Raw genomic sequence first — 13,030 nt, 5'->3', positions numbered from 1 at the left:
TCGCAAGGTGAGCCTTGCCGAACTCCGCTTGGCGGAAGATGAATTATTTTCTTCGGCTGACTACAGATGATGAATGCGTAAGGATGCCTGTCATTGACCTGCCGATAGAGTGGCAGGGGTCGACGGGGCTATGCCGGCGGTGGGGGGATATCCCGATGGTGGTGGGCTGCCCGGGGCCGGGTTGTCTCCGCATGAGGCGGCGCTGAAATGACCGCTTCCGGCCAGTCCGGTACCGGGACGGTGCCGCATGACCGCGATCAGGACGGCGGCCGGTCGCGTTGGGCGTGCCAGCGGTCGATGAGGGCGGGGAACTCGCGGAACATGAACCCGTGGAAGTCGCGCATCTCGGTGAGGCGCCGGGCGGCGGGGGTGTCCTCGCCCGCGGCTTCGAGCATGGTCTGGACCATCGCGCGCTGGACGGGCTGTCCCTCGACGTCCACGCGGGGGAGGTGTTCGGCTTCCTCGGCCTCGACCCGGGAGGGAGGATCGGCAAACTGTCCAAGGGGAACCGGCAGAAGGTCGGCCTGGTCCAGGCGTTCATGCACGAGCCGGAACTGCTCATCCTGGACGAGCCGACCTCCGCGTCGGCGCCCGCCGGCGGGCGCGCGTGACCTTCGCCGCCCCGGCGGCGTCCGCTCCGTGCTGGTTTCGTGGACGGTCGTCCGCCGGTGAAGGGGCGCGGGCACAAGAAGGCCGGGGCCTGGGCAGATGGAAGCCGCGCGGCGGGGAGGCACGGGGGAGCCTCCCCGCCGCGCGGCGGCTTCGGGTCATCGGCGTGTCCGGGCCTTGAGGATCGTCCGGATGAGGGCGTCCGGGGTCTCGGCGCTGACGATCCTCCATTGGGGTTCGTCGGGGACGATCGCCCACCATGCGCAGGTGAGGGGACCCCACCAGCAGATGACACCCGCGAACCGCTGTTGCACCTCGGCGATCGTCGGCGCGTGGGACGGGTCCGGTTCGGCCGGGGGAGTGGGGGAGGGGACCCCGCCCGCTCGCGTCTGGTGTGACCGGGCGGCGCGTACGGCGGTCACGTACCGGATGAGGATCCGAGTGATCTGCTCGGCCGCGCTGGTCGGCCTGGTATGCGGCGCGAGGTACTCGCCCGTGCTCGACCTGTAACACCAGATGTCGGGTGTCAGTCCGGGCACGAGCGTGATGCTCTCGCCGAACTGCGGGACGTCCGGGGCGAACACGCGGAGGAGCGGGTGCGGCCCGTCGTATCGGGGGACGGGCTTCCAGCCTTTGCGGGCGACTTCCTCCGCAAGTCGGTCGAGATGCACCGTAATGGAGGAAAAGGGAACGGCCGGGGGCATCCAGAGCTTGGCCTCGATCAATCCCATTACTGACGCCCCCGCTCAGTGGAGGTCGATGTCCTCTTGACGGATGCGCGATTGAGTTCGACGGTGAGTGCCTCGCGAAGCTCTTCTGCGGTGTTGCGTATGACGGTCGGATCCACACCGGCCTTTGGGTCGTGCAGAGTGGCGACCCAATCGCCGAGCTTTCCGTCGTAGCGTGTTGCGCGCCAGATGCGGTGCCCTTGGAACTCCTCACGGAGTCGGGCCAACGCCTGGTCAGCGGGGTGGTCTGGCGTGTCCATGATCGATTGAACTTTCGGTGCGATTTCTCTCCGTTACCACCCCCAAGCTTGCTGTGATCGGGTTATCGTCTGGAAGAGCAAGACGCACAGCGAAAGAAACTCCCCCGCGTGCGGTTGGAAAACCGTGCCGCTTTATGATCTTGGAGGATTTCATGCCCCGTCGCCCCCGCGACCCCGGCGTTCCCTCCTCGCCGACCGAGTACTACGGTACCGAGCTACGTGCATATCGGGAAAACGCCGGTATGTCCCGTCCACAGCTCGCCAAGAGGATCGGCTACAGCCCTCAGTGGATCGGCCAGATCGAGGCGGGCAAATACGCACCTTCCGAGGAATTCGCCCGGGACTGCGACGGCTTCTTCAAGACGAACGGGACGTTCCTCCGCATCTGGGAGTGATCCAGGAGCTCGGCAAGCTCCAGGTCCTGCCCCCGGCTTTCGGCCCTATGCCGAGGCTGAGCACGAGGCGTCCTCGGTGAAGGCATTCGCTCCTTTGCTCATCCCCGGGTTGTTGCAGACGCCCGAGTACGCCCGAACGGTTCTGGAGGTGGGGCAACGGGCTGAGAAGTTCGAGGAACTGCTTACAGTCCGCATGGAGCGCCAGGCGCTGTTGACCCGAGCGGACGCGCCGTGGCTCCTCTTCGTGTTGAGTGACCACGTACTCCGGCGACAGGTGGGCAGCACTGAGGTAATGCGTGGGCAACTTGAGCGCCTCCTGAGCTTGGCGAGCGAACCGCACATTTCGTGTGTCCGCTCTCGGTGACGCGCCCCTCGCCACCGTCCCGAAGCGAAGCTCCACCGCACTCGCGTCCGGAGGGGGAGGGGCCAGGGCCGCCGCCAACGCCGGACCGGCCAGCCTGCGACTGCCGGGGATCGTGCTGGGAGTCGGCCTTGGCGGCTTCGTCGACGGGATCATGAGGCCGGGCAATACGACGGACGCCGGCCTCCACGGCTGCGAGGCGCTCGTGGCCGATGGGCGTCTCGAACCGCGCCCCCTGCCGGGCAGGGAACAGCACCGCCTTCCGCCCGTGACGCCAGGGCTGCCCGCGGAAATCCGCTGCCGGGCGGCTCAGGAGATGTCGATGAGGGTGAGGAGGGAGAGTTCCTGCCGCTCCAACTCCCACAGTGCGCGTCCCGATGCCCTGAGACGACCCGCCTGGCGTTCGACCATGGCCTCGTAGACCTGCCGTGCGGCGCGTCCGTTGCCGAAGGAGGCGTCGCGGTTCTCCAGCTCGAAGTAGGAGAACAGCCCGCTCTTGGCCTCCGGGGTGAGGAAGTAGCCGTCGCGGGCGGCGTGCAGGCCGACGATCTCCACCAGTTCCGCCGAGGTGTAGTCCTCGAACGCGATGGTGCGCGTGAACCGCGAGCGCAGCCCCGGATTGGACGAGAGGAAGTCCTGCATCTCAGTCTCGTAGCCGGCGACGATGACCACGACGTCGTCGCGGTGGTCCTCCATGAGCTTGACCAGGACATCGATCGCCTCGCGGCCGAAGTCGCGGCCGGAGTCGGAGCGGGCCAGGGCGTACGCCTCGTCGATGAACAGGACGCCGCCCCGCGCGCTGTCGAACTTCTCTCTTGTCTTCCTGGAGGTCTCACCGATGTACTGGCCCACCAGATCGGGACGCGCGACCTCGACGATATGGCCTTTGCTGACGACCTTGAGCGCCGCCAGGATGCGGCCGTACAGCCGCGCGACGGTGGTCTTGCCGGTCCCCGGGGGGCCGGTGAACACCAGGTGGTGCCCGGGGTTGGGCACGCGCAGGCCGAGGCGGGACCGCTGCAAACCGACCTCGATGGCATCGACGATGGTGCTGACCTGACCCTTGACCCCCGCGAGGCCGATCATCTGCTCAAGTTCCCGCAGGAGCGTTCCCACGTCCTCGCGGCTCCCCGGCTCGCGGGCCCCCGGCAGGTCGTCCCGGCCGTCCGACCACGGCGGCAGAGGTTTGCGGCGCGGACGATCCGGGTCGCTGAAGGCGGTGCTCGCCCAGAGGCCGTCGGGCGCGAGCCGATAGGGCAGCGGGGCCTGCTGATCGTGGTACTCGGGGCTGCACGTCGCGAACGGGCCGTCGGAGGACAGCAGGACGTCCATGTGGGGGGTGGCGTGGTGGGTCAGCCAGGTGGACATCCCCAGAGCCCCCTCATGCCGGTAGTGCTCCCAGGTCTCCCACAGCGCGGTGATCCTCAAGATCGCCTCGGCGTGCTTCCACCACTGCGCGCACCACCGGAACTTGTCCCCGACCCTTCGCCGGTACATGGGGGCCAGGAACTCGACGAAGAACTCTTCCGGATCGTGGAAGTGGGGCTCGCAGGCCGCCGCTGCGGACTGCTCGTCGGTGTCGGGCGCAGAATCCGCCTGTTCGGGCGGAGAGGCGGTGTGACCTGCCGGGCCGTGGTCGTCGATGGGCAACTGACCTCCGAATCGACGCAAGTTCGGGGAGCGCCAAAGATGATAACCAGGTTGAAAGCGCAGGGTCCGGCGAGTCGTGGTTTTGGTGGCCGCCGGCGGGCTTCGGCAGGCGGAGGGTTTCCGGGCGACTCCGCGGTAGCCGGCGACCTCGGAGGGTTCACCGGTGGCGCGGGTGAGGGCCGGGCGGCTGCCCGCACGGGGGCGTTCAGCAGGCGCATGACGATCCGGTGAACCTTTTCGGCAGGTCAGGAGGGTGGGCCCGCCGGGCCGAAGCGGCGGCGGGTGGGGTCCTCGATCGTGCCGCCCAGCCGGTTCTCGAAGGTGCGGCGCCAGTTGTGGCCGAGTTCGGGCACGAGGAGCGCCCGGATGGCCGGCAGGTCGCGTTTGTCGTGGTGCATGAGGCGGTTGGCCTCGGCGAGGGTGGCCGACGGGTGGAGGCGGTCGATCAGGTCGATCCGGTCTCCCGCGCGGACCCGGCCCTCCTGGAGGACCCGCGTGTAGAAACCGGTCCGCCCGCAGCGTTCGAACCACAGCGGCAGTTCCCCGGCGCCGTACCGGGCGGCGAGGCGGTAGCAGGGGTTGCGCGGAAGGCTGACCTGGAGCACGGCGCCGCCGGCGCGGAGCACGTCGCCGATGCAGACCTCGTGCTCGTCCAGCCCCGAGGTGGTGAGGTTCTCGCCGAAGGCCGGCCGGTCGAGACGGCGGCCGAGCAGCCGCTCGTAGTGGCGGTAGTGCTCGGAAGGGAAGACGCAGACCGCCTTGTCCGGTCCTCCGTGCTTGACGCGGTCGCCCTGCTCGTCGCCTGCCAGACCGAGCGCGGTGACCATGACCGGCGCGTCGATGGGCTTCTTGGCGAACGCGCTGCGGATGGTGCGGCCCCGGTACGGGAGGTCCCCGGCGGTACCGGCACTGACGGTCAGGACCCGGGCACCGGATCGAGCCTCCATCACGTCCTCCGTAGGTAGGAGTCGAACAGCGGCGCGGCCACCGGGGCCGCGACCAGCAGCAACTCGGTGTCCGCGGCGCCGGCGGCGGCCAGCCGGTGCGGGATCTGCGCATCGAACTGCGCCGCGTCACCGGGATCGAGTACCTCGTTCCCGCCGCCGAGGGACAGCGACAGCCGTCCCGACAGGACGTACAGCCACTCCTGGCCCGCGTGCTCGTACATCCGGTCCGGCTTGTGTGCGGCCGGGACGGTCACCCGCATGGCCTCCAGCCCGCCGGCCGTGGGCGGGGTGAGCGGCCGGAACCGCAGCCCGTTGCCGTGTTCCTCCCGGACCCGGGTGCCGCGCACGACGAAGCCGCCGCCCGCCTTGTCCCGGCCCACCAGTTCCGACACGGCGACGCCGAACGCCCGTGCCAAGCTCATCAACGCCGCGAGGGAGGGCTGCCGCTCGCCGCTCTCCAGGCGTCCCAGGTACGCCTTGGAAAGGCCGGTCGCGTCCGACAGGCGTTCCAGCGTCCACCCGTGCCGCCTGCGCAGCCGCCGGATCCGCCCGGGGATCTCGGCTATTTCCTGAGCGACCGGGTCGCGTGGGTCCGACATGCCTCCACGGTAACCCGGCGTCGCCTTGCAGGCGAAATATTTCGCCTGCAAGGCGACGCCGGGTTTATGGACGGCGACTTCAGCCCGGCCATGGCCGCCTCGGGGCCGAAGGTCTCGATCGTCAGCCCAGGCGGGCCTCGATGGCCTCGATGATCCGCGGGCGCAGTTCCGCGGCGGGGATGACGGCGTCCACGGAGCCGACCTCGACCGCGCGCCGGATGTCGTGCACGCGGTCGAACTCCGCGGCGACCTCGCCGAGCTTCTCCGCGCGGACCGAGGCGCGAAGCTCGTCGAGTTCCGCGGTCAGCGCGGCGCGGCCGGGACCGGTGGCGGCCGCGACCCGGGCCTCCAGGTCCCGGACGCGGGGGTCGGCCGCGGTGCGGGCGTTGACCTCGCCGGAGAACACCACCGCCGCGGCGGGCGCGCCGCCGAGCACCGAGGCGAACGAGCCCTCCAGTGCGAGGACGGTCATGTTCGGGTTCAGCGCCTTGGAGAACACCACGAACGCGCCGCCGTGGTACCGGGAGATCACGCAGAACACGATGGGACCGCGGAAGTTCACGATCGCGCGGCCGATCTCGGCGCCGTACTCCAGTTGCAGTTTCCGCAGCGACTCCGGCGAGCCGTCGAAGCCCGACAGGTTCGCCAGCACCACCAGCGGCCGGTTCCCGCTGGCCGCGTTGATCGCCCGCGCGGCCTTCTTCGACGACTGCGGGAACAGCGTGCCCGCGGTGTAGGCGTCCGGGCCGTCGGTGGGCGGGAAACCGCGACGCGGCACCGCACGCGACTCGATGCCGAGCAGGCACACCGGCATGCCGCCGAGATGCACGTCCTGCACCACCGCGGTCTCCGCGTCGGCCATGCCCGCCCAGCGTTCCAGGACCGGATGGTCCTGGTCGGAGAGCGCCCGCATCACGGCCCGGATGTCGAACGGCTTCTTGCGGTCCGGGTTGGCCGCGGCGGAGAAGATCTCGCCGACGGTGGTGAAGTCGCTGCCCTCCACGGTGTGCGGGAAGTCGGAGACGTCGCGGTCGACGGGGTCGGTCGTCGTCGCGCGGCGCGGCGCCTGCTCGCCGGGCGCGACGTAGGTGTGGTCGTAGTACGACATCAGCACGTCCCGCGCGGCGACCAGGTTCGGCGCCCAGTACTGCGCCTGCCCGTTCGGGCCCATCACCCGGTCGTAGCCGCCGATGCCGAAGTTGTCCTCGGCCGACACACCGCCGGAGAAGTCGAGCGACTGCTTGCCGGTGAGCACCATCGCCGAGTCCGGCGTCATCACGAGGACGCCCTTGGTGTGCATGAGCATCGTCGCCTCCGCGTTCCAGTACGGCTGCGCGCCGACGTTGATGCCCGCGACCACGACGTTGATCTCGCCGCCGTCCTGCGTGAACTCGACGATCCGCTTGAGCGCCGCCGCCACCCAGTCCATGTTCTCGGTGCCCGACTCCATGGAGATCCGGGCGCCGGCGGACAGCGCGTACCACTCCAGCGGCACCCGCATCCGCTCGGCCAGGTCCAGCGCGGCGATCACCCGGCGGCACTCCGGCTCCGACAGCGCGCCGAGCGACTTCGTCGGGTCGCCGAGCAGGACGACCCGGGTGACGCCCCGCGGGTGGCGCGGGGTCGGCGTGGTGACGACACCCGCGACGATCGCCGCGCTGTTGCGGCCCTTCGGCCGGTCGACCGGCACCAGCGCGTGGTCGTCATCGAGGTCGTACTCGGCGAAGTCGCCGAGCACCTCGGTCAGCTCGTACGGGTACACCGTGTTGCGGCTGCTCGCGCGCAGCACCTTCTGCCGGTAGCCGTCGACCGGCTCGATCGGTTCGGCGGACGGCTCCCCGACGGTCAGGCTGGTGCCGCCGGTGGCGTCGAACGAGATGCGCACGGTGACCTTGGTCAGCTCGCCGGTCTTCCGGTCGCGCCGCCGCGCAATGAACTCGATCTCCTCCAGCCCGGCGCCCGCGGTCGTCGGCAGCATCCGCTCGACCAGCATCTCCAGCTCCGCGCGGGTGAGGTCGCTCGGCGGCCAGACGTAGATCACGATCCGGTTGGTGTTGAAGCGCTTCTTCGACGGCCGCCGCGACTGCGCGCGGCGGATCGAGTCGAGGCAGGTGGCGATGGTGTACTCGGCCGTCGGGAGCGTGCGCAGCCTGCCGTCGTGGTCGCGCAGCCCGGCCAGGTCGCGCACCTGCGCGAACGCGACGAGGCGGTCGTCGGACGGGTTGTCGCGCGCCACGCACTGGAAGAGGTAGACCTCCTCGTCCGACGACGGCAGCCGGGTGAGGTCGAACTTGCCGAGCCGCTCCATCCGCATCCGCTGTGCGATGTAGGGGTGCAGGCCGCGGATCAGCCGCTCCTCGGTCATCCCGGTGGCGGACGGGCGGAACGTGAAGTGGTGGTGCATCACCGCGCCGCTGCTGCCCGCGACGGTGGTGGTGAGCCGGCGGACCCGGTCCGGCAGCGGGTGGGCGTTGACGACCTCGTGCAGCGCGGCCGCCATCGCGTCGAAGTCCTCCGGCTGCCCCTCCCAGGAGAGGTAGATGTCGGCGTCGACGGCGTCGCCGTCGCCGTCGCCCGCCTGCTCCGCGAGCCCGCGCAGCGCCCCGCCGAGCGCCTCGAAGCTCACCGCGGCGGAGACCAGGCACGAGCCCTCGCGTTCGGCGACGACGAACGTGCAGCCCCCGATCCGCCTGGTGTGGACGCCGGTCAGCCCCTTGTTGCCGTAGTACCGCCGGGTCAGCACCTCCAGCATGACCGCGTTGTCGGGGTTGCCGCGGGAGAGCCGCTGGCCGAGCAGCCGCACCAGCGGTTCGGTGCTGCGCACCATCTCGGCGACGCGCTCGGCGCGGTCCGGCGCGTCCGGGCGGGCGTCCAGGTGGCGCAGGTGCCGGCGGATGTCGGCGTAGACGCGGGCGCGGTTGCGGCGCAGCAGCGGCTGGGCGAACCAGGCGAACACCACACCGCACGCGAGGTCGTAGACGACGGGGAAGCGGACCTGGGTCGCGGCGATCAGCCGCTCCAGCGCGAGACCGGCGGGCTCGCGCAGCGCCTCGACCGGCGGCGGCTCGCTCAGCCAGGCGCGCAGCAGCGTCGCGATGACCGCGGCGTCGGTGGACGCGCGCTGCTGGGCGAGGAAGATCCGGAACACCGCGGCTTCGAGTTCGGGGGAGCGCTCCAGTTCGGGGACGCCGTAGTGGCCGAGCGCCTTGGCGAGCCTGGCCTGGAACGCCTCCGGCAGCCCGGCCCGCTCGACGTCCAGGCTCTGCAGGTAGGTGTGGAAGTACTCGCGGGGGCTGTGCAGGTGGCCCTCACCGCCGCCGCCGCCGTCGCCGCCCGCCGGCCGGTTGCGGCTCAGCTCGGCGAGGTCGGCGAACACGTCGATGAGCGCGAGCTCCTCGGCCAGCGGCCGATGGCCGTCCCCGGCGGCCGCCCGGCGCGCGGCGAGGTAGTCGTCGAGCACCCGGCGCTCGTCGTGCGGGTCGACGTCGAAGCCCAGCAGCAGGCTGCGCAGGTCCTCCCGGCCGCGTGCGGCGCGCCTGCGCGCCGGGACCGTCCCGGGCGCGGCGGGCAGGTCCAGCTCGACCTCCCCGGCGGACGCGGTGTCCTCGGCGGTGTCGTCGGCGAGCGGCTCCAGCCGCAGCAGCGGGGCGCCGGTCTCCACCTGGCTGCCCACGGACACCACGCATTCTTTCAGCCGCGCCTTGAACGGTGCCCGCAGCACCGTCTCCATCTTCATGCTCTCCAGCACCAGCACCGGCGCGCCCGCCTCGACCTCGGCGCCCGCCTCCAGCGGCGTGGCGACGACCAGCGCGGGCGCCGGGGAGCGGACGACGCCGCCCTCGTCGCGGCTGACCCGGTGCGTCACGCCGTCCACCTCGACCAGGTGGACCGGCCCGTGCGTGCCGGTGAGCAGCCGGTACCGGGCGCCGTTGACGACGATCTGCCCGGTGTGCCGGTCGAAGCGGTCGAGTTCGACGTCGGCGGTGCGGACCAGGCCGCCCGCCTCGATGCCGACGCGGAACCGGTGCGCGCCGACCCGCGCGACGCGCACCCGGTAGCCGGCGCCGCGCAGCTTGAGGTCGAGCGGCCGGCCGCTCTCGTGCCGCACCTGCGGGCGTCCGCCGGAGGCCGTCGCCAGCAGCCGCTGCCGCGCGGCGCGCTCGTCCTCCTCGTACGCCTCGATGGCGGCGGCGGCCAGCGCGACGGCGGAATGCCGGTGGGTGACGAGCCCGCCCTCGGCGCGGACGCGGTCGATCCAGCCGGTGTCCGCGCTGCCGTCGATGACCTCCGGCCGGTCGAGCAGGTCCAGGACGAAGCTCTTGTTCGTCGCGCCGCCCTCGATGATCACGGTGGTCTGCGCCATCGCGCGGCGCAGCCTGCCGAGCGCCTCGTCCCGGTCGCGGCCGTAGGCGATGATCTTCGCGATCATCGAGTCGAAGTCGGCGGGGATGGTGTCGCCCTCCCGGACGCCGGTGTCCACCCGGATGCCGGGACCTGCGGGCAGGTCCAGCCGCGCGATGCGGCCGGGGGCGGGCGCGAAGTCGCGGTCGGGGTCCTCGGCGTTCAGCCGGGCCTCGACGGCGTGCCCGCGCTCCGCCGGCGGCCCGCCTTCGAGCCGCCCGCCGCACGCCACGTGCAACTGCGCCCGGACCAGGTCGAAGCCGGTGGTGGCCTCGGTGATCGGGTGCTCGACCTGCAGGCGGGTGTTGACCTCCAGGAACGCGAACAGCTCGTCGCCGGGGTGGTAGAGGAACTCGACCGTGGCCGCGCCGCGGTAGCCGACCGCGACGGCCAGCCGTTCGGCGGACGCCTTCAGCTCGGCCGCCTGCTCGGGCCCGAGCACCGGCGACGCCGACTCCTCGATGATCTTCTGGTTGCGCCGCTGCACCGAGCAGTCGCGGACGCCGAGGGCCCACGCCGTTCCCTGGCCGTCCGCGATCACCTGGACCTCGACGTGCCGGGCCCCGGTGACCAGGCGCTCCAGGAACACGACTCCGCTGCCGAAGGCCCGCGCGGCCTCCTGGCTGGTGCGCTCGTAGGCGTCGGCGAGTTCGGCCTCGCTCCTGATCACGCGGATGCCGCGTCCGCCGCCGCCCGCGGTCGCCTTCAGCATCAGCGGGTAGCCGATCTCGGACGCCGCCGCCACGGCCTCTTGCAGGGTCTCGACCGCGCCCCGGCTCCACGGCGCGACCGGCACGCCGACCTCCTCGGCGATCAGCTTCGCGCCGATCTTGTCGCCGAGCTTGCGCATGGCCTCCGCGCTCGGCCCGACGAAGGTGACACCGACCTTCTCGCACAGCTCCGCGAACGCCGGGTCCTCCGCGACGAAGCCCCAGCCGACCCACGCGGCGTCCGCGCCGGTCTCCACCAGCGCGCGCTCCAGCACCTCCAGGTCGAGGTACGGGCGCGCGGACGCGGGACCGAGATCGTAGGCCAGGTCCGCCTCGCGGACGAAGGTGGCGGTGCGGTCGACGTCGGTGTGCAGGGCGACCGTCTCGATCCTCGTCCCGGTCTCCGCTGCGATGTCCCGTACGGCGTGGATGAGTCGCATGGCGGCCTCACCCCGGTTGACGATGGCGACACGACTGAACACCGACCGAGCCCTCCTGTAGACCTGCGTTGTGCGCGCCGCGGCGGCACGACGACCCCCGGACGATGTTCAACCCTTCCGTCTACCGGCCCGTAGCGCCATGTCGCAGACATCGCACGCTGAGCGGCTCCAGTTGTGGGAAACCTGCAAAGCCGCGCGGAGCCGGAAGTCGGGGGGCGCGTCAGGAATCGGACGGGACGGTGCTGATGACCTGGCCCTTGGTGTTGGCGGCGAGATAGCCGCCGCCGTAGTCGTCGGTGAGGTAGACCAACATGGTCGGCCGGCCGCCGTTGAAGGTCCAGGAGGCCCTCACGATGATGTACCTGAGGGTCGGCTTGGGCACTTTGAGGGTGCGGTCGGCGCGGCGCATCAGCGCCGGCAGAACGTCCCAGTTGAAGGCGCCGAGGTCGACTTTGGCGTCGCCGGTGGTGATGGCGATGCTGGGGCCGCTGCGTACGGCCGCGTCCGCGCCCTTCCGGTAGGTGTAGTTGTCGAAGGCGGCGCGGCGCCGGGGCACGGGAGCGTCGGCGGACGCGTGGTCCTCGTACACCGTGAACTGGGCGAATTTCTTGCTGCCCGACGCCTCCTCGAACTTTTTGATCACGTCGCGGATGGCGGCGGGGGTCAGCAGGGTCGTGACCTGCGAGGTGCCGCCGCCGTTCGTGCCGCCGCCGTTCGCGCCGGATCCGGTACGGACGCCGGTGGGGGCGCCGGTGGGGGCGGTGCCGGGAGGGGTGCCGGCGCCGCCCGTCCGCCCGGCGCCGCCGGAGAGCTTGGGGAGGACGACGACGAGGGCCGCCAGCAGAACCGCGACCGCGCCGACCGCGCCGGCGGCGATCAGGACCGGGCTCAGGCCGGACCGGTGTGACCGCTTCAGCGCGGGCTCGGTCGTCCGCATCGGGAACGGGGCCGGGGCGGTCCCGGGGCCGGGCATCGCCGCGAAGGCCGGGGGCGGCGGGGGCGGCGGGACCGGGGTGGAGGCGGGGACGGCGCCCGGGTCGGCGGCCTGGGCGAGCATATGGTCGAGCTGTTCGGGGGCGGGGCGGGCGGCGGGTTCGCGTGCCAGGAGCGCCTGCAGGACGGGTGCCAGGGGGCCGGCGTGGCCGGCCGGCGGGATCGGGGCCGTCATGACGGCGGCCAGTGTCGCGGCCGTGGTGGGACGGCGGAGCGGATGGCGGCCTTCCACCGCCGTGTACAGCAGCATGCCGAGCGACCACAGGTCCGAGGCGGGGTCGCCTTCGTGGCCGTGCAGCCGTTCGGGCGCGATGTACTCCGGGGAGCCGACCAGCCCGCCGGTCTGGGTGAGCCGGGGGGTCTCCTCCAGGACCGCGATGCCGAAGTCGGTGAGGACGGGCGTCCCGTCCGTGCGCAGCAGGACGTTGGCGGGCTTGACGTCGCGGTGGCAGATGCCGGCCTCGTGCGCCGCGCGCAGCGCCGCCAGCAGCCCGCGCCCCAGCGCGGCGGCCTCGGCGGGCGGCAGCGGCCCGTGCGCCAGCCGCTCCTGGAGGGACTGCCCGCGGACGAGTTCCATCACCAGCCACGGGTGCGGCATCTCGGGGGAGTCCACGATGTGGTGGATGGTCACCACGTTGGGGTGGTGGAGGCGGGCGAGGGCGCGGGCCTCGCGCATCACCCGCTCGCGCAGCATCTGCGCGACGTCCGGGTCCAGTTCGGAGGTGTCGGTGCCGGCGAGCCGCACCTCCTTCAACGCGACCTCGCGTTCCAGGGCGAGGTCGAACGCGCGCCAGACCGCGCCCATCCCGCCGCTGCCGAGCCGTCCGCGCAGTTCGAAACGGCCGTCGATCACCTGTTGCCCAGACGTCACGGCGGACAGCCTAAGCCCACCACCTCCACAAAGGCGTATGAATCTCCTGGAGCCGGCCTTCACGGC

The 13,030-nt window shown here is 71.7% G+C and carries 9 protein-coding genes; 3 read left to right on the top strand and 6 right to left on the bottom strand.

The window, feature by feature from the left end:
• The first annotated feature begins 329 nt into the window (after positions 1–329).
• Positions 330–611, top strand: a complete 282-nt coding sequence (locus ACQP1N_RS19980) for an ATP-binding cassette domain-containing protein (protein WP_306303151.1) — start codon at positions 330–332, stop codon at positions 609–611.
• 156 nt (positions 612–767) lie between these two features.
• Here ACQP1N_RS19980 and ACQP1N_RS19975 read toward each other — a convergent pair whose 3' ends face one another.
• Complete coding sequence (locus ACQP1N_RS19975; protein WP_131732428.1) at positions 768–1,280, bottom strand: hypothetical protein; 513 nt, start codon at positions 1,278–1,280, stop codon at positions 768–770.
• A 451-nt stretch (positions 1,281–1,731) separates the two neighbouring features.
• Here ACQP1N_RS19975 and ACQP1N_RS19970 point away from each other — a divergent pair, with 451 nt between their 5' ends.
• Positions 1,732–1,992, top strand: a complete 261-nt coding sequence (locus ACQP1N_RS19970; protein ID WP_084262415.1) for a helix-turn-helix transcriptional regulator — start codon at positions 1,732–1,734, stop codon at positions 1,990–1,992.
• A gap of 76 nt (positions 1,993–2,068) precedes the next feature.
• Positions 2,069–2,356 (top strand): DUF5753 domain-containing protein, encoded by a 288-nt coding sequence (locus tag ACQP1N_RS19965; RefSeq protein ID WP_433225869.1) that lies wholly within the window; start codon positions 2,069–2,071, stop codon positions 2,354–2,356.
• 306 nt (positions 2,357–2,662) lie between these two features.
• Here ACQP1N_RS19965 and ACQP1N_RS19960 read toward each other — a convergent pair whose 3' ends face one another.
• The 5 genes from ACQP1N_RS19960 to ACQP1N_RS19940 all read right to left on the bottom strand — a co-directional run bounded on the left by ACQP1N_RS19960 (position 2,663) and on the right by ACQP1N_RS19940 (position 12,964).
• Positions 2,663–4,003, bottom strand: a complete 1,341-nt coding sequence (locus ACQP1N_RS19960) for a DUF4913 domain-containing protein (RefSeq protein ID WP_067793563.1) — start codon at positions 4,001–4,003, stop codon at positions 2,663–2,665.
• A 245-nt stretch (positions 4,004–4,248) separates the two neighbouring features.
• The gene (locus tag ACQP1N_RS19955) at positions 4,249–4,950 is read right to left on the bottom strand and encodes an MOSC domain-containing protein (protein WP_067793564.1); all 702 of its coding nucleotides are present in this window, start codon (positions 4,948–4,950) and stop codon (positions 4,249–4,251) included.
• Positions 4,950–5,549, bottom strand: a complete 600-nt coding sequence (locus ACQP1N_RS19950) for a helix-turn-helix domain-containing protein (RefSeq protein WP_433225867.1) — start codon at positions 5,547–5,549, stop codon at positions 4,950–4,952. Before ACQP1N_RS19950 ends, ACQP1N_RS19955 begins: the two co-directional genes overlap by 1 nt.
• A 121-nt stretch (positions 5,550–5,670) precedes the next feature.
• The gene (locus tag ACQP1N_RS19945; RefSeq protein WP_433225864.1) at positions 5,671–11,142 is read right to left on the bottom strand and encodes a carboxyl transferase domain-containing protein; all 5,472 of its coding nucleotides are present in this window, start codon (positions 11,140–11,142) and stop codon (positions 5,671–5,673) included.
• Positions 11,143–11,320: 178 nt separating this feature from the next.
• Positions 11,321–12,964, bottom strand: a complete 1,644-nt coding sequence (locus ACQP1N_RS19940) for a serine/threonine-protein kinase (RefSeq protein ID WP_433225862.1) — start codon at positions 12,962–12,964, stop codon at positions 11,321–11,323.
• Positions 12,965–13,030 lie beyond the last annotated feature (66 nt).

It is taken from the genome of Actinomadura formosensis (assembly GCF_050948385.1).
GTDB classification, from domain to species: domain Bacteria; phylum Actinomycetota; class Actinomycetes; order Streptosporangiales; family Streptosporangiaceae; genus Spirillospora; species Spirillospora formosensis.
The sequence above is the reverse complement of the archived record's forward strand: the minus strand, read 5'-3'. Positions and strand labels throughout refer to the sequence as shown.